Origin of the sequence: Streptosporangium amethystogenes (genome assembly GCF_000721075.1) — a bacterium.
In the GTDB taxonomy this organism is placed as follows: Bacteria; Actinomycetota; Actinomycetes; order Streptosporangiales; family Streptosporangiaceae; genus Streptosporangium; species Streptosporangium amethystogenes.
This window is the reverse complement of record NZ_JOEQ01000002.1, coordinates 16,398-37,385: the sequence shown is the minus strand read 5'-3', so window position 1 is coordinate 37,385 and position 20,988 is coordinate 16,398. Positions and strand designations below refer to the sequence as shown.

The window sequence follows — 20,988 nt, the reverse complement described above, 5'->3', positions numbered from 1 at the left end:
GGAGCGACGGCAACCCGTCAAATCGAGCTGACCAAGGAGCAGGAGTACGTCTCCGCTCTCTACGCGAGGCTCGATCTGCTGCGCGAGCGCACCCAGCGGCAGCTGGACGGCGTCCTCGCGCAGGGAGGGAGCGGGGGCACGCACCAGAACCGCTCTGAGCGCGACAGCTTCGCCGGGATGTACGCCGAGCGTCTGGGCCGTCTGTGGGCGGTCGAGAACGGCCTGTGCTTCGGCCGGCTCGACAACGCCGACGATACCTCCCTCTACATCGGCCGCATCGGCATGGCCGACGACGACCAGCGCCGACTGCTGATCGACTGGCGCGCCCCGGTCGCCCAGCCCTTCTACGGCGCCACCCCCGCGGCCTCGATGGGTGTCACCCGCCGCCGCCACCTGCAGACCAAGGGCCGCCGGGTGATCGGGATCGACGATGATCTCCTGGATCTCGACAGCCTCACGGACGAGGACGTGGCCACCCTCAACGGGGAGGCCGCTCTGCTCGCCTCCCTGGCCGCCCGGCGCACCGGGCGGATGCGCGACATCGTGGCCACCATCCAGTCGGAGCAGGACCGCATCATCCGCTCGGACCTGGGCGGGGTGCTGGTCGTGCAGGGCGGCCCCGGGACCGGCAAGACCGTGGTCGCGCTGCACCGCGCGGCCTACCTGCTCTACACCCACAGGGAGAAGCTGGCCCGCAGGGGGGTGCTCATCCTCGGGCCGAACCTGACATTCCTGCGCTACATCGAGCAGGTACTGCCCTCCCTGGGGGAGACCGACGTGCTGCTGTCGACGGTCTCCGAGCTGTACCCGGGGGTCGTTCCCGGGCGCAAGGAACCTGCGGAGGTGGCCGGGCTCAAGGGCGACTCCCGGATGGCCCAGGTCATCGCGCGGGCCGTGCGCGAGCGGCAGCGGGTGCCGCGCAAGCCGATCGAGATCCGCCTCGACCGCTACACCCTGCGGCTGGAGGGCAACGTCCTGGAGGCGGCACGCAACAGGGCGGCCCGCTCCAAGCGGGCACACAACGAGGCCCGCTCGATCTTCGTTCGCCACCTGCTCAACGCGCTCGCCCGTCAGGCGGCCAGGCAGCTGGGCAAGGGGATGATCGACGACGACGAGCTGGCCGACATCCGCGAGGATCTCCGTACCGAGCGGCCCGTCAAGGCGGCCCTGAACCGGCTGTGGCCCTACGTCACGCCACAGCAGCTCCTGATCGGGTTGTTCACCTCCCGAGAGCGCCTCGACCACGCCGCCGCCGAGTTCGGCGAGGCCGAGCGGGAGCTGATGCTGCGCGAGCCGCCCCGCAAGGGGGAGAACTGGTGGGCCGAGTCCGACGTGCCGCTCCTGGACGAGGCCGCCGAACTGCTCGGCGACATCGACCCCGCGGTGCTGCGGGCCGGGGCCTGGATGGCCGAGGAGGAGCAGGCGGCGCAGCGCGCCGCCGCGCTCGACGAGCGGCAGCACCAGCTCGAATACGCCAAGGAGGTCCTGGAGCTGACCGGGCTCTCCGACATCATGGACGCCGAGAAGTTCGCCGCCCGCCATCTCGGCGACGACGTCTTCCTGACCACCGCCGAGCGCGCCGCGGCCGACCGCGGCTGGGCCTTCGGCCACGTCATCGTGGACGAGGCGCAGGAGCTGTCGCCGATGGACTGGCGGATGCTGATGCGACGCTGCCCGACGCGGTCGATGACGATCGTCGGTGACCTGGCCCAGACCGGATCCTCGGCCGGGGCGCGCTCCTGGGGCCGGGTCCTCGACCCCTACGTGGCCGGGCGCTGGCGAGAGGAGACCCTCAGCGTCAACTACCGCACCCCGGCGGAGCTGATGGCGGTGGCCGCCGACGTGCTCACCCTGGTCGATCCGGCGCTGAAGGCCCCGGCCTCGGTCAGGGACACCGGGGCGCGCCCGTGGGCGGCCTCGCCGACGGCCTCACTCGGCGACGTCGTCAAGGCCGAGATCGTGGAGGGTGGGCGACTTGTCGTGATCGTTCCCGAGTCACGCGCACGGGAACTCGGAGAGGTGGTGGTCCGCTCCGTCGACGGCGCGGTCGCCGGCCCGGGGGCCGCCGCCCTGGACGCCCAGGTGGCGGTGCTGACCGTCGCCGAGGCCAAGGGGCTGGAGTTCGACGCGGTCATCGTGGTCGAACCGGAGTCGATCCTGGGCGAGTCCCCGCGCGGGGCCAGCGACCTTTACGTGGCGTTGACCCGCGCGACCCAGCGGCTTGGCGTCGTGCATGATGGTCCGCTTCCCGATGCCCTCGCTCGACTTGAGAGACATCGGATCACATGAGACCATTGACGGCTCTCGTCGATCATGTCCCAGCTGCGAAAACTTGATGTTTCCGCTGTTAGTGACACGGTTGACATCTGCGCTGGGCTCGGTAGTTTGCTGCCCAGTCCAGCACGGGACTGGCCGGTCGGCCGCCTTTCGACATCGCCGTTTCCTGCGCCCGTGACGGGGGTGACCCCGTCCGTTCAGCCAGACGCAGGGCCGGCAGTCCGTCGAGGCGGGGCACTCCTTCCGGGCGGGGGGTTGGACCCAGGAGGGGTCCGGGCACCCAGTAGACAACGGCAATCCGCGCTCGCCGCCGACGGGACGGAACCGGTCCGAAGGGTTGCCCGGGCTCTCTTCCCGCTCCCGTGCGAGCGCCGCAAGCGTCGGGGCGGTCCGGGGGTGTCGTTCGACACCCCCGGACCGCCCCGTTGCCGGTTGCGGAGCCCATCTGGGGGGTTTGCTGGCTTCAGAGGGCTCCGGTGGGCTTACCGCGAATATGTCGTGGAACTTTTTGGGGGCATGCCCGCTGGGCGGTAGCGTTCGGGCAGAAGGACCGGGCGTCACCGGCCCGTACGACATCGCAAGGAGCCCCGCCCGTGGTGCAGGAGAAGACGGCCGCCCCGGTGCCGGAGGCGTCCGAGACGGACGACCCGTCAGGTGAGGCGACCTCGCCGCTCCCTTCCCGTCTGGAACTGCCCGCCCGCGTCGTGGGTGCGGTGACCGGTGGCCTGCTGATCTTCCTCGCCTTCCCGCCGTTCGGGCTCTGGTTCCTCGCGCCGCTCGGCATGGCCTCGGCGGTGCTGGCGGTGCGCGGCACCCGCCCGCGCCGTGGCGCCTGGCTGGGCCTGCTGGCCGGGCTCGCCCTGTTGCTGCCCGGCCTGCACTGGGTGAGCCCGATCGGCATCGATGCCTGGCTGGGGCTGGTCGCCATGGAGAGCGCCTTCTACGCCGCCTGGGGTGCGGGTGCCGCCCTGGTGGCCAGATTGCGCCTGTGGCCGCTGTGGAGCGCCGCGCTCTGGGTGGCGGCCGAGTGGGCCAGGGGCGAGTTCCCCTTCGGTGGATTCCCCTGGGCGCGGGTGGCCTTCAGCCAGGGTGAGTCGATCTTCACTCCGTACGCGGCACTCGGCGGGGCGCCGCTGGTGAGCTTCGTGGTGGCCCTGTGTGGTGGCCTGCTCGCACTGGCGGTGTCGAGGTCGTTCCCGGCTTCGCCCGCGTCCTCGGCCCCGGAAGGCTCCCGAGGCCCGCGCTGGGGGCGGGCCGTCGCGTGGCCGCTCGCCGGGGCGCTGGCCGTGCCGGCCGGGGCGCTGGCCGTCCCCCGGTACGGCGACGAGGGCGGAAACGTGACCGTCGGCGTCATCCAGGGCAACGTCCCCGGCCGGGGCATGCACCCGCTGGGCGACGAGCCGGCCGTGGTCCTCGGCAACCACACCCGGATGCTCCACCAGATGGCGCGGGACGTCAGGGAGGGCAGGACTCCCCGCCCCGACCTGGTCGTGCTGCCGGAGAACTCCACGGACATCGACCCGCTGCGCAGCGAGTTCGCCAGGAGCGAGATCGACGCGGCGGTCAAGGACATCGGGGTTCCCGTCCTGGTCGGCGCGGTGGTCGGGATCGGGAAGAACAGCCGGGCGACCCGCAGCCTGGTCTGGGACCCGGTCACCGGACCCGGCGCCCACTACGACAAACAGCAACTGGTCCCCTTCGGGGAGTACACCCCGCTCAAGGACCTCGTGCTGGCCCTGTTCGAACGCGCGTCCCTGGTCGGCAAGCAGTCGGTGCCGGGCACTCGCGACGGCGACCTCAGACTGGGGCCGGTGACCATCGGCGCGATCAACTGCTACGAGGTGGCCTTCGACGGCATCGTGGGTGACACCGCCAGGACGGGGGCCTCACCGCTGGTGGTGCAGACCAACAACGCCACCTACGCGCTGACCAACCTGCCGCCGCAGCAACTCGCCATGTCCCAGTTGCGGGCCGTGGAGCACAATCGGGCGGTGATCACTTCCGCAATTACGGGTATATCGGCATACGTGACTCCAAGCGGTTCGATCGCCTGGCGCACCGGGGAACTGGTGCCCGCCATGAACGTCCTGACGGTCCCGGTCAGGACCGCGCAAACCATCGCCACACGCGTGGGCGCGCTGCCCGAATGGGCCTTGATACTTGTGGGGGCGGGCGCGGTGGCCGTCGCCTGGCGGCGCCGGACGCGCAGCGTGGGGCACCCCGTGATCCGAAAAGACGATCAGCAGGTGGGAGACGCGTGATGGAGCGGATGCTTGGTCGGGTGCTCGTCATCGTCCCGACGTACAACGAGCGGGAGAACCTGCCGGTGATCACCCGGCGGCTGCGCGAGGCCGTGCCCGAGGCGCACCTCCTGGTCGTCGACGACGACAGCCCCGACGGCACGGGAGCGGTCGCCGACAAGCTGGCGGCCGACGACGACCACGTCCACGTGCTGCACCGGCCGGGAGGCAAGCAGGGCCTGGGGGCGGCCTATATCGCGGGCTTCCGCTGGGGCCTGGGGGAGGGCTTCGGTGTCCTCGTGGAAATGGACGCCGACGGCTCCCACCGGCCGGAGGAACTGCCCAAGCTGCTGGACACGCTGGTCGACGGGGCAGATCTGGCGATCGGCTCCCGGTGGGTGCCCGGCGGCAAGGTCGTCAACTGGCCGGCCTCGCGGGAGTTCCTGTCGCGCGGCGCCAACGTCTACACCCGGTTCATGCTCGGCCTTCCGGTCCGCGACGCCACCGCGGGGTTTCGGGCCTACCGTGCCGCCACCCTGGAGAAGATCGGCCTGGACGACGTCGAGTCGCAGGGCTACTGCTTCCAGGTGGATCTGACCCTGCGCACGGTCCGCAACGGGCTGCGCGTCACCGAGGTGCCGATCACCTTCGTGGATCGCACCATCGGGACCAGCAAGATGGGCCGCGGAGTGGTGGTCGAAGCCTTCTGGCGGGTCGCCGCCTGGGGTGTCACGGGCCTGCCCGCGCGTCTGCGCCGCCGCCGTGGTCGCTGACCTCCGGGGTATGGCGAGAGCGTGGTCCCAAGGCTTCGCCGAAGACGCGTCCACGCTGAGCGAACGCGGAACGCACGGCCGCTCCGCGGCGTTGTCATGTCATACGGCTGTCGCATGAGTTGAGGCAAAGATGCGCTTTCTGCTGGTCCTGACCTTCCTTGTAGTGCCGGTCCTTGAGGTGTTGGTGCTCATCCAGGTCGGTCAGGTCATCGGTGGCTGGACGACGCTGGCCCTCCTGCTCGTCGGCGGCCTGCTCGGTTCCTGGATCGTGCGCCGCGAGGGCCGCCGGGCCTGGCGTAACCTGCAGAGCGCGCTGCAGAGCGGGCGGATGCCGGACCGCGAGCTCGCCGGCGGTGGCCTGACCCTCGTAGGCGGCACGTTGCTGCTCATCCCCGGATTCCTCTCCGACGTGCTGGGCATCCTGTGCCTGCTGCCCTTCACCCGGCCGATGGTCCGCAGACTCGGAGCCTGGTTCTTCGCCCGCCGGGTCCGCACCATCATGGCCAGGAACGCGGCGGGCGCCGGGCTCGGTTCGCCGTTCGGCGACGGCTCGCCCTTCGATGTGCTGCGTGACGCCGGGAGGTCGCCCGGCTCGGGTCCGGTCCTGCACGGGGAGGTCATCCGCGACGAGCCTGCCGCCCCCGGCGGTGCCTCCGAAGGGGCCTCGGAAAGGGCGGCCGGCCCCCGGAGCCTCACCGATCGCTGAGCGCGGCCAGGCGGCGTAGTGAGAGCCGGAACAGTGCGGCGTTCAGCGGCCTGACCGCCAGCCAGCCGAACCGTCCGGCCGCGCCGAACGGCAGGTCGAGATCCTCTTCCCAGATGATCGTGCTGCCGCCGCCCTCGCGGGGCAGCACGCGGAAGACCCCGGTGCCGCGCACCGGCCGTCCCGTGTGCCGGACCCTCACGCTCCTGGGCGGGTCCCACTCGGTGATCTCCATGGTGTCGAGGAACCCGAGAGACCCCACACCGGTGAAGGCCGCCAGCCGGCTCCCGGTGCTACGGCCGTTCCCGGCGGTGACCCGTGCCCGGGTCAGGACCATCCACTCGTCGTGCCGCGCCCAGTCGGTCAGCACGGAGAAGACCTGCTCGGGCCGGGCGTGTGCGTCCACCGAGACGCTGATATGGGAACGGGTCACCTTTGGTTCCTTCCCATTGTCCGGCGGTCGATCCTCCGGGGCGCGCCGCGAACGTTGACAGGAAAATCCTATTTTCCTACCTTTTAAATGGATATTTAGTCGAGTTGTGGCCGTGAGAATGTGGTGGCCTGACGGGCGACGCCGGTCCGGGCCGGTGACATGCGGGTCTGTGACCGTGGGAACAGAGAGAGGGGCTGTTATGACCGCGTTCGCGGAGGGAACCGGCCTGGTCACGGTCAGGTCCGTGCCCTGGGACGACGGCGCGGCTGTGGCACTGCGCCGGGCCATGACCGAGGAGATGGGCGCCCGCTACGCCGACCTGCTCGCCGCCACCCCCGACCTGCTGCCACGGGGCATGGACGTCGAGCCCGAGACCGTCGCCTACAGCGGGGTCGCGTACTCGGCGGAGGGGCTTCCCGTCGGGCACGTGGCGCTGCGCAGGCTCGGCGGGGAACTGGAGCTCAAGCGGATGTTCGTGATCCCCTCGCACCGGGGCACCCGCGTGGCACGAGCCCTGCTGGCCGCGGCGGAGGACGCGGCTCGCGCGCTGGGCGCGCCCCGGGTCATCCTGCAGACCGGCGACCGTCAGCCGGACGCGGTGAGGCTGTACCGGAGGGAGGGGTACACCCCCGTCCCGATCTTCCCTCCGTACGAGCGGCTCGCGGATTCCCACTGCTTCGAGAAACTCCTGTCATGACCCATGGGCAAAGCCGGGGCTCCCGGCGAACGCAGGCCGACACGCCTTCGCCGGCCCGGCCGATGGGTTCGGCCGGACCGGCGAGGTGCCCGCGGGTACCTGGATGATCAGCTAGGACGTCACGCGCTCCGGGCTGTCGACGTAGATCTCACCGAAGTCGATCGCCGGGGCGAACCCGGCGAAGTTCTGCTGGACTTCGGCCTTCTCCGCCGTGTTCGGGTAGGGGTTGGTGCAATTCGTGCCCGCGCTCGCGCCGGACATCAGGTCCGTGCACCGGCCGGTGCGCCGGTCGGGCAGGCCCAGGATGTGGCCGATCTCGTGGGTGGCGATACGCAGCGGGTTGTGGCCCTCGGCGGTCGCCTGCCGTCCCATCCACACGGTTCCGCGGCCCAGGCTGGTGGGCTGCGCGCGAGGCCAGCCGTTGTCGGCGAGCACCACGAAGTCCGCGGGGCTGCCGGCCACCAGTCGCACGTTCGAGACGCTGGAGTTCCAAATCTGTGCCGCCTGATCCACGGCGGACCGGAACTCCGCGGCTCTGCTCGCGTCGTACCTGAGCACGCGTACGGCCGCCGTACGGGCGTCCGCCGCGTGGACGAGCGTGGCCTGGACGGGGATGGCCACCAGGAAGGCCAGTCCCAGGATGAGCGCGACACCGAAACGAGTGATTCTGGACATTTCTAGCGGGCCTCCTCGGCCATCGGGGGGTTGCTCACGGGGAGCAGCTGGTGAGGAGGTGGGATCAGCCGGTGACGAGCGTCAGCCCGTACGCCGAGAGGATCTCGTTGACCGGCTGGTGGTAGGTGGTGCCGCCGACGGTGCAGTTGCCGGAGCCGCCGGAGGTGACGCCCTGGGCCTGGCTGCCGGAGATGTAGGAGCCGCCGGAGTCGCCCGGCTCGGCGCACACGGTGGTGCGGGTCAGGCCGCTCACCGTGCCCTGCGAGTAGGTCACGCTGGCGTTGTGCTGCCGGATGACGCCGCAGCGCCAGCCGGTGGTCGAGCCGGAGCGGCAGATCGAGGCGCCGACCGAGGCCTGGGTGGAGCCGCGGACGATCACGTTCGCGCCGCCGGAACCGCGCACCCACGGCTGCACGGTGTGGCCGGGAGTGGCGACCCAGGCGTAGTCGTTGCCGGGGAACGACGAGCCCTGGAAGGTGCCGGACGGGTTGCTGGTGGTGTTGCCGGCCCGGCCGCAGTGTCCCGCGGTCACGAAGCCGGGGGTGGTTCCCTTACGGACGGAGAAGCCGATGCTGCACCGGCTGGAGCCGATGTAATAGGCGAGGCCGCCGATGATGTTGGCGAGGGCCTGGGGCTTCTCGGCGGAGAGTGTCACTCGTACGGCGTTCTTGTCGACCCCCGCGGCGGCGACGAGGGCCTCGCCCGCGGCCTGGTCGCCGGTGAGGACGACGACGCTGTTGGTGGCGACGTCGACGTACCAGAGGGACGCGCCGGCCCTGGCCTCCGCGGAGGCCTGGTCGAGACCGTCCTTGACGGCGTTGAGTTCGGCCAGGGTCCGGCCGACGATCACGGGTTGTGCGCCCTTGGCCCTGATGGCGGCGGCGTCGGCGGCGTCGGTGGTGGCCACGGAGAGCTGGGAGGCGTCGCCGTTGAGCCAGGCGCCGGCGTAGTCGGCGCCGAGCTCACCGCTCAGAGCGGACTCCGAGGCGGCCGCACGCTGCTCGTTGGCCAGCCGCTGCACGGCCTGCTCGGCGGTGAGGCCGAGGTCGCGCTGGAGGGCCTCGAGCATCGCTGCCGGAGGCTGAGGAGCGAGGGGGGCGGGTGCTGCGGAGGCGGGTGCCACGGTGGCGGCCAGGTACAGGGCCACGGTGGTGGCTCCGGCCAGGAGGGTACCTCGACGTAACATGAACACTCCTTGTGAGGGGTGCTGTCAAGGTATTTGCGGGGCGCATGTTAAGGGATCTCCCAAAAAATCCCTATCGCGATGTTATGGAGTCCTGATCACCGATGGGGGGGAGTGATCGACAATGACGCGTCTCGCTGCCCGCACGCCGAGCGCCGCTGCGTCCTGCCTCCGGACACGATCAGAGGCACGTCTACCCGCACCAGCAGGTCGGCTCTGTTCGGGGGTGACTGACAGGCCGCCCACGGATCCAGATCCCGCGGAAAGAACCGGGTCGATCCCCTTCGCGGGGGTAGAGGTTCTTTTGAAGACGCCGGATGGGCCGTTCGTGTTCGGCGTCCGGCGCGGACCGGGGGTCTCGAGGAGTTGCCGTGGACGGATCTACGCCATCCACGCCGCAGGTGGGCGGGAACGACGTGGGGCCTTACCAGGGACGGGCGAGAATGCTCGCGGGACTTGTCGAGGCCAGCCATCTGAGCACGATGGAGCGGCTGCCGTCCCTCGTCGAGGAGCACGCAGCCCATGTCGGTCTGTACGACGTGCTGATCTATCTGGCCGACCTGCAGCAGGAGGTGCTGCGCCCGCTGGCCGGCCGGGGTGAGGGCGCCGAGCGGGAGCCAGCCGAGCTGCGGATCGACGGAACGCTGGCGGGGCGTGCCTTCCAGGAGGTGCGCGTGCTGCCCAGCGTCGGTGTCGCGGGCGAGGTGGGACGATGGTGGGTGCCGGTGCTGGACGGCACGGAACGCCTCGGGGTGCTGCGCGTCGACGCCCGGCCGGACGTCGACGGCGACCGGTCGCAGGAGGACATGCGGTACCTGGCGTCCGTGGTCGCGCTGATTCTGGTGAGCAAGCGTTCGCAGAGCGACTCCTATGCCCGGCTGGTGCGGACCCGGCCGATGAACGTCGCCGCCGAGATGCAGTGGAACCTGTTGCCGCCGCTCACCTTCGCCAGCGAGAAGGTGGTGATCGGCGCCGCCCTCGAACCGGCGTACGAGCTCGGTGGCGATGCCTTCGACTACGGGCTGGACGGCGAATCTCTGCACCTGGCGGTCTTCGACGCGATGGGCCACGACGCGTCGGCCGGGCTGACCGCCAACCTCGCGGTGGCCGCCTGCCGCAACCAGCGCCGCCGGGGTATCGGCCTCGTCCAGGTCAGCGAGGGGATCGAGGAGGTGCTGATCGGGGAGTTCGGCCAGGGCAACCGTTTCGCCACGGCCGTTCTGGCCGACCTGAACATGCGCACCGGAGTGTTCACCTGGGTCAACCGGGGCCACCACCCACCGGTGGTGATCAGGGGGGGACGATGGGTCACCGTCCTGAGATGCCCGCCCGCCCACCCGCTGGGCCTCGGTCTCGGACTGCCGGTGATCCCGTGCAGGGAGCAGTTGGAGCCGGGTGACCGCGTGCTCCTCTACACCGACGGCATGATCGAGGCCCGTGACCGCGAGGGCGGGGAGTTCGGCCTGGAGCGCTTCGTCGACTTCATCGTCCGGCACAACGCCGACGACCTGCCCGTGCCGGAGACCCTGCGCCGCCTGGTCCGCAGCGTGCTGAAACACCACGACGGCAGGCTCCAGGACGATGCCACGGTCCTGCTGGTGGAGTGGTGTGGCGGAGCCGAGGGCAAGCTCAGCCTCTGACCTCGGCGGGACGCCGCGTCAGAGCGCGGCGGAGTAGGGGCTCTCACCCTCCCGGATCGCGGTGAGCATCCGGGCCGTGTACGCCTGTACGGCCTTGTGCAGGCCGTGGCCGAAGCTCACCCGGGCCACCCCGAGAGAGGCCAGCTCGCCGAGCGACGGCGTACCCGGACGGAACAGGATGTTGATCGGCCCCTCGATCCGCTCGGCCAGTGCGCGGACGGCCTCGGCCTCGGCCGCGAAGATCGGGTAGACGCAGTCGGCGCCCGCCTCCAGGTAGCGGCGGCCCCGCCGCACCGATTCGGCCAGTCGCTCCCCGGCGTCTCCCGTGCCGTTCATGTAGGTGTCGATCCGGGCGTTGATCACCAGGTCCACGCCGGCGTCGACCGCGGCGGACCGGACGGCGCCCAGGAAGGCCGCCTGCTCGTCGGCGTCGACCATGGCACCGGTGCGCGGATCGGAATCCTCCAGGTTGCAGCCGGAGGCTCCGGCGGCGGCGAGCCGCTCGACCAGTTCGGCGGGCTCCAGCCCGTAGCCGCGCTCCATGTCCGCGGTGACGGGCAGGCCGACCGAGCGGCTGATCCTGGCGATCGCGGCCAGCATCTCCTCGACGGGGGTCTCCTCACCGTCGTCGTAGCCGAGCACCGGGGCGACGGCGGCGCTGCCGGTGGCGATCACCGGGAACCCCTCGGCCTCGACGGCACGTGCCGACGCGGCGTCCCAGACGTTGGGCACCACCAGCGGGCGGCCCGGTACGTGCAGCGCCCGGAGCGCCGCGGCTTTCTCGCCGGCCGTCGTCGAGGTGGTGCCGGTGGTCTCTCTGCTGGTCTGAGTGGTCATGGAAATGACCTTAGGGAGAAAGCGGACCGATCCCAAGGACCAATTCCGTATTAATCGGCTGAGCCACTTCGTGTCCCGGTTGTCACCGAGGCAGCGGAGAAGACGGAGACCTTCGGCCCCTGGTCAGGGGGCCGAAGGTCTCCGTCTCTTGGAATCGGTCAGGCGCTCTTGCGGCGCTGGGCGCGTAGAATCGCCAGGCGCTCGTTGAGCACCTCCTCCAGGTCCTCGATCGTGCGGCGCTCCAGCAGCATGTCCCAGTGCGTGCGTGGGGGCTTGGCCTTCTTGGCCTCCGGCACCTCGCCGTCTACCCGGAGGGCGGTCGCACCGCACATGCGGCACTCCCAGGTCGCCGGGATCTCGGCTTCAGCGGCAAGCGGAACGTCGAATCGATGGCCCTTCGGGCAGGTGTAGGACACCTCCTGGCGCGGGGCCAGATCGGTGTTGCGGTCGTTCTCGTAGCTGGTCGCCCCGAGCCGGGTACCGCGTAGCGCACGCTCGCCCATGTCTGAATGCCTCCTGAGGGCCCCGTCGTGAGGGGTTCGTCTCCCACGGCGTACAACGCTTGATACCGTGTGTGGATTCCCACAGACAGGGTGATCCAATCGCACGTTCTTGACCCGGTCTGTGAAGGAACCCTTTTCCGGGGCGTTCTCAGATGCGTTCCGGCACCTGGTTTCCGGCCGCTCTGATGGCCTTGGGCAGGTCGATGAGGGCGAGCAGCACGAAACCGAGCACGAAGAAGATCACCAAAGAGATGATGCCCAGGCGGTAGCTGTCGGTCAGCTGGAGCGCCAGGCCAAGGGTGAACGACCCCAGGAAGGTCGAGCCCTTGTCGCTGATCTCGTACAGGCTGTAGTACTCCGCCTCCTTGCCCCGCGGGATCACGTGTGAGAACAGCGACCGCGACAGTGCCTGCGTCCCGCCCATTACGATCGCGATGGCGAATCCCAGCGCGAAGAACGGCCCCGCCGAGCCCTTGGGCAGGAAGTAGGCCACGGCCACCACGGCGACCCAGGCGACCAGCGCGACCATCACGACCCGCTTGGCCCCGTACGAGGCGGCGAGCCGGCCGAGCAGCAGGGCGCCGAAGAAGGCCACGAACTGCACCATCAGGATCGCCGCGATCCGTACGGTCTGGTCAAGACCGAGTTCCTTGTCGGCGTAGGTGGCCGAGAAGGAGATGACGGTCTGCACGCCGTCGTTGTAGATGAGGTAGGCGACCAGGAAGCCCAGGGTCAGCGGGTAGCGCCGTAGCTCCCTGATGGTGCGGCCCAGCTGGCGGAAGCTGCCCGTCACGGCCTGGGCGGCCGTCTCCGTGCCGGGGGCGAGGGCCCGCCGGTTGCGCAGCCGCAGCAGCGGGATGACGGTGAACCCGCCCCACCACAGGCCCGCCGAGGCCAGGGCGATGCGCACGGCCTCGCCCTCGGTGACGCCGAAGGAGTCGTGCTTGAGGAAGAGCGCCAGGTGGAAGGCGAGCAGCAGGCCGCCGCCGAGGTAGCCGAAACCCCATCCCTGGGCGGAGACCCGGTCGCGCTCGTCCGCCGTGGCGATCTCCGGCAGGAACGAGTTGTAGATCACGAACGCGGCGGCGAAGGCGACGTTGGCCACCAGGAACAGCGCGCCGCCCAGCAGGTAGCGTCCGTCGGCGACGAACCAGAAACAGAGGGTGGCGCCGGCGCCGAGGTAGGCGAACAGCCCCATGAGCTCCTTCTTGCGGCCGGTGTGGTCGGCCAGGGCGCCCGCCACGGGCATCAGGATGATCTGCAGGATGGCCGCGGTGCCCACCACGAAGGAGTAGTAGGCGCTGGGCCGCACGTCGAATCCGAGCACGTCCACGTAGGGGCGGCCCTGGGCGGCGGTCTTCGCGATCGTCGTCAGGTAGGGGCCGAGGAAGACCGTCAGGACGGTGGTGGGGAAGGCGGAGTTCGCCCAGTCGTAGAAGTACCAGCCGCGCTGTTCGCGGCGGCGGGCCTGGGGGGTTTCCTCGACGACCTGTTCGGAGGTCATGGGGGTCCTCGGTTCGCTGGGGGGCGGGGGGTAGGGGTGCTCGCGCCGTCGTGCGCTCAGGTCGCCACGAGCGGGCACACGCGTGGTGGTCGGGGCGTGCCTGTTCCGGCGGTCACGTGCCCGCGCCACTCGCTCCACCCGCGCGGCTCGTGCGACCCGCGTGGCTCGTGCGACCCGCGCGGTTCGGGCGGTTCGGGCGGTTCATGCGGCGAGACGGCCGGGGTGCCACTGGCCGCGGGCCTCCAGCACGTCGCGCAGCCCGGAGATGTTGTCGGTCATCAGGCCGTCCACGCCCGCGTCGAGCAGGCGTTCCATCGCCCCGGTGTTGTTGACGGTCCACACGTGGACCTGCATGCCGAGCGCGTGCGCGGTGCGGACCAGGGCGGGCGTGGTGATCCGCAGGCCGCGGAAGCCCACCGGCACCTGCGCGCACGGCACCCCGGCGCGGGCCAGGCGAGCGAGCAGCCGGCCGTATCCGGAGGTGGTGGCGGCGGCGCGCAGGGCCGCCACGCCGCGTGGTCCGAGCGAGGAGCACACCTCGCGACCGATCGCGGCGCGGGCACGGGCGAGTCGCTCCTCGGAGAAGGAGGTGAGGCAGATCCGGTTGTGGGAGGCGGTCCGCCTGACCGTCTCGGCGAGCGGCGCGATGGCCGCCGTCTCCTTGACGTCGATGTTGAAGCGCGCCTCCGGCCACGAGCCCAGCAGGTCCTCCATCAGCGGGATCTCGTCCACGCCGCCGATCCGTGCCTCGCGCACCAGCCGGTACGGCAGCGCGGCGATCCGTCCCCGGCGGTCGGTCACCCGGTCCAGCGTGTGGTCGTGGAAGGCCAGGAGCACCCCGTCGGAGGTGGCGTGCGCGTCGGTCTCCAGGTAGGTGTAGCCGAGCTCGACGGCCCGCTCGAAGGCGGCGAAGGTGTTCTCCCTGCCCTCGGCCGCCCCGCCCCGGTGGGCGAAGGCGAGTGGGGCGGGATGGTCGAGGAAGGGGTAACGACGCTGCACGTGCAGGAGTATGCCCCCTGTGAGCAGGGCTCGTCATCGCGGGCAGATGAACATTTGGGTCACAAGACCCCGGAACCGAGCGGATCGGCGAGTCTTTGCCTCGGCTTGTTCACCGGCTTGTTCATCGCCATGGATGATGAAAAATACCTGGTCATCCACGGCAGACCTCGCCGTTTCAGCTGGTTCTCGGTTCACGGGAGCACGACGTCGAGACCGAGGTCCACGAGAACGGAGGCCGCGCATGAGCACCGGGAGCATTCCGAAGCCCGTGGCGGGCGTCAGCGGTTTCGTCGACGATCGCCTCGGCGCCGCCCCCTTCCTCAAGCGCAACCTGCGGAAGATCTTCCCCGACCACTGGACGTTCCTGCTCGGTGAGATCCCGCTCTACTCGTTCATCGTCCTGCTGCTGACCGGCGTGTTCCTGACGTTCTTCTTCAGGCCCACCATGGGCGAGGTCGTCTACGACGGCTCCTACGCTCCGCTCAGGGGTCTCCTGATGTCCGAGGCGTACGCCTCGACGTTGCACATCAGCTTCGACGTGCGCGGCGGCCTGCTGATGCGGCAGATGCACCACTGGGCCGCCCTGCTGTTCGTCGCCGGGATGATGGCGCACATGCTCCGGATCTTCTTCATGGGCGCCTACCGCAAGCCCCGGGAGCTGAACTGGGTGATCGGCGTGCTGCTGCTGACGCTGGCCCTGGCCGAGGGGCTGACCGGCTACTCCCTGGCCGACGACCTGCTCTCCGGTGTCGGCCTGCGGATCACCGCGGGCACGATGATCTCGTTTCCGGTGATCGGCACCTGGCTCACCTTCTTCCTCTTCGGCGGCCAGTATCCCGGCGAGGACGTCATCTCGCGGTTCTACTCGATACACATCCTGCTCCTGCCGGGCGTCCTGCTGGCGCTGATCACCGCCCACCTGATGCTCACCTGGGTGCTGAAGCACACGCAGATGCCGGGCAAGGGCCGCACCAACGACAACGTGGTGGGCGGGCCCTTCTACCCGTCCTTCGTCGCCAAGTCCGGCGCCTTTTTCATGTTCACCTTCGGCGTCATCGCGCTGCTGGGCACCTTCGCCCAGATCAACCCGATCTGGCTGTACGGTCCCTACACCCCGGCCAACATCTCGGCGGGCTCGCAGCCCGACTTCTATCTGGCGTTCCTGGACGGCGCGCTCCGCCTGATGCCCTCCTGGGAGATCAATTTCCTGGGCTTCACGCTGCCGCTGAGCGTGCTGATCCCGGCGCTGGTGCCGATGGGCGTCATCATGACGGGCCTGGCGCTGTATCCGTTCATCGAGTCGTGGGTCACCGGAGACCACCGCGAGCACCACGTCGTGGACCGTCCCCGCAACAACCCGCACCGCACCTCGATCGGCATGGCCGCGATCACGTTCTACGGAATCCTGTGGCTGATAGCCTCGAACGACGAGATCGCCGCGTTCTTCCACCTTTCGCTGAACATGCTGACCTACACCGGCCGCGTCATGATCTTCCTGGGGCCGGCCCTGGTCTACTACATCACCTACCGGATCTGCCTGGGCCTGCAGCGTCGCGACGCCGCGCAGATCGGCCACGGTGTGGAGACCGGCGTGATCAAGCGTCGGCCGCTGGGTGACTACATCGAGGTGCACGTCCCGCCCAACGAGGGCATCGAGGCTCTCATCCGGGGCAAGAGGCCGGTCCCGACCATCTCCGCGGCCGTCGAGGACGAGGAGGGGATCCCCGCGACCAGGAGACACCGCCGGCTCGCCAGGCTTCGCGCCAGGATGAGCAGGATCTACGGGGGCGAGAAGGTCCCGCTCGACGGTGCCCGGGGGCCCGACGGGCAGAGGCGTGACGGGCAGAGGGCCGAAGGGCGCGCGGCCATCGGGTCGGGCACCGGCTCGAACACGGATGAGAGCGGGCGCCCGTCCCGGTGACGGTCAGTCCTCCGGCAGCGCCTTGCCCGACCACTCCTGGCGGCGGGCCTCCGCCACCGCGATCGCCGCCGCGACCGAGACGTTGAACGAGCCGACCCGGCCCACCTGCGGGATGTAGCAGACGCCGTCGACGGCCTCCAGCAGCGCGGGGGAGCATCCGTGGTCCTCGCTGCCCACCACCAGGCACACGTCGCCGCCCAGCTTGGCCTTGGACAGGGGCACCGCGTCGCCGGTCAACTCCACCGCGACCACGGTGAACCCGTCGTCCCTGGCCGCCCGTACGGCCTCCAGGACGGGCACCGGCTCCTCCCAGGCCACCAGGCGGTCGGTGCCCAGTGCGGTCTTCTGCGCCTTGGGGTTGGTCGGCGGGGTGGCGTTGCCCGCCAGCCAGATTCGCTCCACCCCGAAGGCGGCGGCCGTGCGGAAGATGGAACCGACGTTGAACGGGCCGGTCACCGACTCCAGGATCAGGGCGAGCCGCCCCTCGGTGTTTCGACGCCAGGTGCGGTTGAGGCGCTTGACATCGGTCGGGCGCAGCTGCCTGCGCGGGTTCGCCGTCATCGGTCGTTCACCGTTCCTCGTCGCTCTTCGTTTGTCTCGCGGGCGGCTCGTGTCCCGCCCGCCGGGATGACCATGCTCACCGCGCCGGATCCACCTGCGACCCGGCCTCCACCCGGAGGATCCGGTACGCCGAGCGGGAGGTCACCCGTTCGGTGGGCCAGCCTCGCTCGTTCAGCCAGCGCTGCAGGGAGTCCGAACCCAGGTGCTTCTGGACCACCAGGTGGGCGACGCCGTCGGGCGTGAGGCGTGACAGCCAGCGGGTCAGCATCTCGTGCATCGCGGTCTTGCCGATGCGGATCGCCGGATTGGACCAGATGGCGGAGAACCGCACCTGGGGCGGAACCTCGTCGACATGCATCGCCCTCACGTTGCCGAGGGAGGCGGTCCTGGCGTTCCTGGCGCACAGCTCCACGGACCTGCGGTTGACGTCCACCGCCCAGACCGTCGCCTCGGGGGCGCGCGAGGCCATCGTCAGCGCGATCGGCCCGTAGCCGCAGCCCAGGTCGAGCAGGTCGCCGCCGGACGGCGGAGGAGGCACGCTCTCCAGCAGGATCCGGGTGCCCATATCGACGCGCTCGGCGGAGAAGACCCCGCTGTCGGTCTCCAGCTTCAGATGAAGGTCGGGGAGCACGAGCGTGACCGAGCCGGGACGGCCGGCGGTCTCGGGACGCTCCTCGAAGTAATGTGCCACGTCGTAGAACGTTACCAATGGCCGGGACCGGCTCAGGGCAGCCGCGACCCCAGCAGCAGGGCCACCCCGGCGGTCACCAGCCCGGTCAGGATCGCCGCCACCACGAACCACTGGGTGATCTCCTGGTTGATCGTCCGGTAGCCCAGCGAGGTGCCGATCTGCTCGTACACCTCCCGCAGCTGGCTGCCGGACTCCGCCTCGTAGGCCCGGCCGCCCGTGCCGTCCGACAGGGTCTGCAGGGTGGTCTTGTTCACCGGCACGTTCACGTCGCGCCCGTCGATCGAGACGGTGCCCTCCTGGGTGCCGTAGGCGATCGTGGAAACCGGTACACGCGAGCTCATCGCCGACTCGATCGCCTCCGCCACCGAGCGGCCAGAGGTGTTGTCGCCGTCGGACAGCAGTACGATCGCCGCCGGCGGGGGGTCGGTCACCGCCTGCTGGTCGAAGGAGCGCAACGAATCCAGGGAGCTGAACACCGCCTCGCCGATCGCGGTGCCCGCACGGGTGCTCAGGTTGCCGAGGGAGGTGCTCACCGCCTGGTGGTCGGTGGTGGGGGAGACCACGACGGAGGCGGAGCGGGCAAAGGCGACCAGTCCGACGTTGAAGCGTTCCGGCAGGTCCGCGACGAACTTCTGGGCCGCCTCCTTGGCCGCGGCGATCCGGTTCGGCTGGACGTCGTCGGCCTCCATCGACAGCGAGACGTCCAGTGCGATGATGATCGTCGCGCGGTCGCGGGGGATCCGCACCGAATCGGCGGGACGGGCCGCGCCCACGATCAGCAGGCCCATCATGACGAAGAACAGCAGGGGGGCGACGTGCCGCCGCCAGCCGGGCTGAGAGGGGGTCACCAGCGTCAGCAGCGGCAGGTTGGTGAAGCGCAGCGCGTAGCGGCGCCGGGCGAACTGGGCGGCCACGTAGCCCGCCACGAGCAGCGCCAGCGCGGCGAACAGCCACAGCCAGGCCGGAGAGAGGAAAGTCACCGTGTCGCTCCCGACCTCGGGTGCCTATGGGTCAGGTACGCCATGCGCCGCTGCCGCAGTACGAACTGGGCGATGTCGAAGACCCAGTCGCGGTCGGTGCGCAGCACCAGGTGGGCCACCCCGCAGCGGCGCAACGCCGTCTGGGTGGCCGCCCGCTGCGCGGCGGCGGCCTCCGCGTACGCCAGGCGGATCTTGGGCGTGAGCTGGATCTGGCGGCTTCGCCCCGACTCCGGGTCGATCAGGTTGACCAGTCCGACCGCCGGCAGCTCCAGCTCGCGGGGGTCGATCACCTCGACGGCCATCACCTGGTGGTGAGCGGCCAGTCTGCGGATCGGCCGCTCCCAAGGCAGTTCCAGGGTGGGATCGAGAGTGGGATCGGGGTCGAGGAAGTCGGAGACGATCACTCGCAGGCCACGCCGTCGCCGTGCCGAGGCCATCACCTCGATCGCCTCGGCCAGGTCGGGGGCGTCGGTGACGGCACGACCTCTGGGAGCCTCCATCAGCGAGTGCAGCAGGCCGTACAGCGCCGGGCGGCCACTCCTGGCGGGCATTCGGTGGACGTACTCGTCGTGCAGGACGTAGGTGCCGAAACGGTTTCCGATCCGGCCCGCCAGGAAACCGATCGCCCCGATGGCGGCCACGACCAGGTCCCGCTTCTCCATGTCGGCGGTGCCGAAGTCCATGCTGGGCGACAGGTCGGCCAGTGCCCAGGTCTCCAGTTCCCGGTCGGCGACCAGGTCGCGCACGTGCGGGACCGTCGTGCGGGCGGTCACCGCCCAGTCCATCCGCCGGATGTCGTCCTCGCCGGGCACGTAGACCCGGCTGTCGCCGAACTCGCTTCCAGGACCGGGAAGGAGTCCCTGGTACGCGCCCTGCAGCAACCCGTCCAGGCGCCGTACGATGGTGAGCTCCAGTCGCCGCAGCGCCTGCTCGGCAGTACTCAATGCGACGCTGCGCGTCGCGGTTCGGTCTGTGCCCGATGCGACGCTGCGCGTCGCGGTTCGGCCGCTGGGATCCGGCTCCTTCCCTGCTATCGGCGACGCTGCGCGTCGCGGTTCGGCCGCTGGGATCCGGCTCCTTCCCTCGTCGTTCATCCGCTTCGCTCCTTCACTCCTCAGTCCAGTCCCCGGCGCGGCCTCACGGAAGTCCCTCAGTCCGGGCATGGGAACGTCCCCACGCCGCTTTCTGAGGTGGTCACCGGGGGCCCTGGTTCCAGACGACGAGGGGGGGCGGAACGGCGGCGAGGATCTGGCGGATCACATCCTCGGGGTCGATCCCGTCGGCCAGGGCGTCGAAGGTGAGCATCAGCCGGTGGGACATCACGTCCACCGCCACGTCGCGGATGTCGTCGGGGAGCAGGTAGTCGCGGCCCCGCAGCAGCGCCAGGCCACGTCCCGCGGCGACCAGACCGAGGGTGGCCCGGGGACTGACACCGATCTCGATGTTCTCCTCCAGCCCGGCCAGGCCGTAGTCGGCGGGGGAGCGGGTGGCCATCACGAGCCTGACCACGTAGTCGGCGACGAGCTGGTGGACCGAGACCTGATCGGCCATCGACTGCAGCGCGGCCAGCCGCGCGGGGTCGAGCACCGCCCTGGGAGTCGGCGGTGTGACGCTCATCCGGTGCAGGATCTCCAGCTCCTCGTGGGCGCTGGGATGGGCGACGCGGACCTTGAACAGGAACCGGTCGCGCTGGACCTCGGGGAGGGGGTAGACGCCCTCGGACTCGATCGGGTTCTGGGTGGCCAGCACGATGAACGGCCTGGGCAGCGGGTGGGTCTCCCCGGCCAGGGTCACCTGCCGCTCGGCCATGACCTCCAGCAGCGCCGACTGCACCTTGGCCGGGGCCCGGTTGATCTCGTCGGCGAGCAGGAAGTTGACGAACACCGGGCCGAGTTCGACGTCGAAGACCTCGCGGGAGGGGTGGTACACCCGGGTGCCCACGATGTCACTGGGGACCAGGTCGGGGGTGAACTGGATACGGGCGAAGGCGCCGCCGACCACGGTGGCCAGCGTCGAGGCGGCCAGGGTCTTGGCCACGCCCGGCACGCCCTCCAGCAGGCAGTGGCCACGGGCGAGGAGCGCCACGAGCAACCGCTCCACCATGTGCTCCTGCCCGACGATGACCCGCCGGACCTCGGTCAGGGCGTCGCGCAGCAGTCCGGTGTCGATCTCGCTCGGCAGTTCTTCTGCGACGGTCATGTCGATATTCCATCACGTCCGGCAAGGGAAGCGCCGGGTCGACCCGGCGGTGAATCGCCTCCTCCGTCATGCTTCCCGTGTTCGAGACGGCCGGTGCCCGTCTCGGCCGAGTGAGGCGGGCAGCCCGACTCCTCGGGTGGGGGGAAGGCACCCGAGCCCGGTGGTGGCCCGC

General features: G+C 70.3%; 19 protein-coding genes. 7 read left to right on the top strand and 12 right to left on the bottom strand.

Going from position 1 to position 20,988, the window contains the following annotated elements; translation table 11 throughout:
* Positions 1 to 177: 177 nt before the first annotated feature.
* The 4 genes from IG98_RS0101930 (at position 178) to IG98_RS0101915 (ending at position 5,996) form a co-directional block, all read left to right on the top strand.
* Positions 178 to 2,289, top strand: coding sequence for a HelD family protein (locus IG98_RS0101930; protein WP_245651370.1), 2,112 nt, complete (start codon positions 178 to 180; stop codon positions 2,287 to 2,289).
* A gap of 581 nt (positions 2,290 to 2,870) precedes the next feature.
* Positions 2,871 to 4,538, top strand: coding sequence for an apolipoprotein N-acyltransferase (lnt, locus tag IG98_RS0101925; RefSeq protein ID WP_030904487.1), 1,668 nt, complete (start codon positions 2,871 to 2,873; stop codon positions 4,536 to 4,538).
* Positions 4,538 to 5,290 carry a polyprenol monophosphomannose synthase gene (locus IG98_RS0101920; RefSeq protein WP_030904485.1) on the top strand — a complete coding sequence of 251 codons (753 nt, stop codon included), beginning with the start codon at positions 4,538 to 4,540 and terminating at the stop codon, positions 5,288 to 5,290. Before lnt ends, IG98_RS0101920 begins: the two co-directional genes overlap by 1 nt.
* Positions 5,291 to 5,420: 130 nt before the next feature.
* Entirely contained in the window at positions 5,421 to 5,996 is a 576-nt protein-coding gene (locus IG98_RS0101915) for an FxsA family protein (protein WP_030904483.1), read from the top strand.
* On the opposite strand, the gene IG98_RS53060 is transcribed toward IG98_RS0101915, so the two are convergent.
* Positions 5,983 to 6,426, bottom strand: coding sequence for an SRPBCC family protein (locus tag IG98_RS53060; RefSeq protein WP_030904481.1), 444 nt, complete (start codon positions 6,424 to 6,426; stop codon positions 5,983 to 5,985). The two genes, IG98_RS0101915 and IG98_RS53060, sit on opposite strands and share 14 nt — an antisense overlap.
* Positions 6,427 to 6,625: 199 nt before the next feature.
* On the opposite strand from IG98_RS53060, the gene IG98_RS0101905 reads away from it, so the two are divergent.
* Complete coding sequence (locus IG98_RS0101905; protein ID WP_030904479.1) at positions 6,626 to 7,123, top strand: GNAT family N-acetyltransferase; 498 nt, start codon at positions 6,626 to 6,628, stop codon at positions 7,121 to 7,123.
* Between the two features lie 111 nt (positions 7,124 to 7,234).
* On the opposite strand, the gene IG98_RS0101900 is transcribed toward IG98_RS0101905, so the two are convergent.
* Positions 7,235 to 7,798, bottom strand: a complete 564-nt coding sequence (locus tag IG98_RS0101900) for a snapalysin family zinc-dependent metalloprotease (protein ID WP_030904477.1) — start codon at positions 7,796 to 7,798, stop codon at positions 7,235 to 7,237.
* A 64-nt stretch (positions 7,799 to 7,862) separates the two neighbouring features.
* Complete coding sequence (locus tag IG98_RS0101895; protein ID WP_030904475.1) at positions 7,863 to 8,984, bottom strand: S1 family peptidase; 1,122 nt, start codon at positions 8,982 to 8,984, stop codon at positions 7,863 to 7,865.
* Positions 8,985 to 9,424: 440 nt separating this feature from the next.
* Here IG98_RS0101895 and IG98_RS0101890 point away from each other — a divergent pair, with 440 nt between their 5' ends.
* Positions 9,425 to 10,621 (top strand): PP2C family protein-serine/threonine phosphatase, encoded by a 1,197-nt coding sequence (locus IG98_RS0101890; protein ID WP_030904473.1) that lies wholly within the window; start codon positions 9,425 to 9,427, stop codon positions 10,619 to 10,621.
* Positions 10,622 to 10,639: 18 nt separating this feature from the next.
* On the opposite strand, the gene IG98_RS0101885 is transcribed toward IG98_RS0101890, so the two are convergent.
* The 4 genes from IG98_RS0101885 to IG98_RS0101870 all read right to left on the bottom strand — a co-directional run bounded on the left by IG98_RS0101885 (position 10,640) and on the right by IG98_RS0101870 (position 14,464).
* Complete coding sequence (locus IG98_RS0101885; RefSeq protein ID WP_037969193.1) at positions 10,640 to 11,458, bottom strand: isocitrate lyase/PEP mutase family protein; 819 nt, start codon at positions 11,456 to 11,458, stop codon at positions 10,640 to 10,642.
* Between the two features lie 158 nt (positions 11,459 to 11,616).
* Positions 11,617 to 11,961, bottom strand: coding sequence for an RNA polymerase-binding protein RbpA (locus IG98_RS0101880; RefSeq protein ID WP_030904469.1), 345 nt, complete (start codon positions 11,959 to 11,961; stop codon positions 11,617 to 11,619).
* Between the two features lie 148 nt (positions 11,962 to 12,109).
* Positions 12,110 to 13,465, bottom strand: a complete 1,356-nt coding sequence (locus IG98_RS0101875; RefSeq protein ID WP_030904467.1) for an MFS transporter — start codon at positions 13,463 to 13,465, stop codon at positions 12,110 to 12,112.
* Between the two features lie 201 nt (positions 13,466 to 13,666).
* A complete protein-coding gene (locus IG98_RS0101870) occupies positions 13,667 to 14,464 on the bottom strand; it encodes a glycerophosphodiester phosphodiesterase family protein (protein ID WP_030904465.1) in 798 nt (265 codons plus the stop codon).
* A gap of 241 nt (positions 14,465 to 14,705) precedes the next feature.
* Here IG98_RS0101870 and qcrB point away from each other — a divergent pair, with 241 nt between their 5' ends.
* Positions 14,706 to 16,385 carry a cytochrome bc1 complex cytochrome b subunit gene (gene qcrB / locus IG98_RS0101865; protein WP_051751381.1) on the top strand — a complete coding sequence of 560 codons (1,680 nt, stop codon included), beginning with the start codon at positions 14,706 to 14,708 and terminating at the stop codon, positions 16,383 to 16,385.
* 3 nt (positions 16,386 to 16,388) lie between these two features.
* On the opposite strand, the gene IG98_RS0101860 is transcribed toward qcrB, so the two are convergent.
* The 5 genes from IG98_RS0101860 to IG98_RS0101840 form a co-directional block, all read right to left on the bottom strand.
* Positions 16,389 to 16,946, bottom strand: coding sequence for a TrmH family RNA methyltransferase (locus IG98_RS0101860; protein WP_030904461.1), 558 nt, complete (start codon positions 16,944 to 16,946; stop codon positions 16,389 to 16,391).
* 76 nt (positions 16,947 to 17,022) lie between these two features.
* The gene (locus IG98_RS0101855) at positions 17,023 to 17,637 is read right to left on the bottom strand and encodes a class I SAM-dependent methyltransferase (protein WP_030904459.1); all 615 of its coding nucleotides are present in this window, start codon (positions 17,635 to 17,637) and stop codon (positions 17,023 to 17,025) included.
* Between the two features lie 32 nt (positions 17,638 to 17,669).
* Positions 17,670 to 18,617: a VWA domain-containing protein gene (locus IG98_RS0101850; protein ID WP_030904456.1), complete on the bottom strand. Its 948-nt coding sequence runs from the start codon at positions 18,615 to 18,617 to the stop codon at positions 17,670 to 17,672.
* On the bottom strand, positions 18,614 to 19,561 hold the full coding sequence (locus tag IG98_RS0101845) for a DUF58 domain-containing protein (RefSeq protein WP_037969192.1): 948 nt from the start codon (positions 19,559 to 19,561) through the stop codon (positions 18,614 to 18,616). Before IG98_RS0101845 ends, IG98_RS0101850 begins: the two co-directional genes overlap by 4 nt.
* 250 nt (positions 19,562 to 19,811) lie before the next feature.
* Entirely contained in the window at positions 19,812 to 20,816 is a 1,005-nt protein-coding gene (locus IG98_RS0101840) for an AAA family ATPase (protein WP_030904452.1), read from the bottom strand.
* Positions 20,817 to 20,988 lie beyond the last annotated feature (172 nt).

Excerpts from the sequence above, each read along its gene's own strand:
- IG98_RS0101930 (WP_245651370.1), top strand. The coding sequence starts at position 178 with ATGTACGCCGAGCGTCTGGGCCGTCTGTGGGCGGTCGAGAACGGCCTG.
- IG98_RS0101920 (WP_030904485.1), top strand. The coding sequence starts at position 4,538 with ATGGAGCGGATGCTTGGTCGGGTGCTCGTCATCGTCCCGACGTACAAC.
- IG98_RS0101915 (WP_030904483.1), top strand. The coding sequence starts at position 5,421 with ATGCGCTTTCTGCTGGTCCTGACCTTCCTTGTAGTGCCGGTCCTTGAG.
- IG98_RS0101905 (WP_030904479.1), top strand. The coding sequence starts at position 6,626 with ATGACCGCGTTCGCGGAGGGAACCGGCCTGGTCACGGTCAGGTCCGTG.
- IG98_RS0101900 (WP_030904477.1), bottom strand. The coding sequence starts at position 7,798 with ATGTCCAGAATCACTCGTTTCGGTGTCGCGCTCATCCTGGGACTGGCC.
- IG98_RS0101895 (WP_030904475.1), bottom strand. The coding sequence starts at position 8,984 with ATGTTACGTCGAGGTACCCTCCTGGCCGGAGCCACCACCGTGGCCCTG.
- IG98_RS0101890 (WP_030904473.1), top strand. The coding sequence starts at position 9,425 with ATGCTCGCGGGACTTGTCGAGGCCAGCCATCTGAGCACGATGGAGCGG.
- IG98_RS0101885 (WP_037969193.1), bottom strand. The coding sequence starts at position 11,458 with ATGACCACTCAGACCAGCAGAGAGACCACCGGCACCACCTCGACGACG.
- IG98_RS0101880 (WP_030904469.1), bottom strand. The coding sequence starts at position 11,961 with ATGGGCGAGCGTGCGCTACGCGGTACCCGGCTCGGGGCGACCAGCTAC.
- IG98_RS0101875 (WP_030904467.1), bottom strand. The coding sequence starts at position 13,465 with ATGACCTCCGAACAGGTCGTCGAGGAAACCCCCCAGGCCCGCCGCCGC.
- qcrB (WP_051751381.1), top strand. The coding sequence starts at position 14,706 with ATGAGCACCGGGAGCATTCCGAAGCCCGTGGCGGGCGTCAGCGGTTTC.
- IG98_RS0101860 (WP_030904461.1), bottom strand. The coding sequence starts at position 16,946 with ATGACGGCGAACCCGCGCAGGCAGCTGCGCCCGACCGATGTCAAGCGC.
- IG98_RS0101840 (WP_030904452.1), bottom strand. The coding sequence starts at position 20,816 with ATGACCGTCGCAGAAGAACTGCCGAGCGAGATCGACACCGGACTGCTG.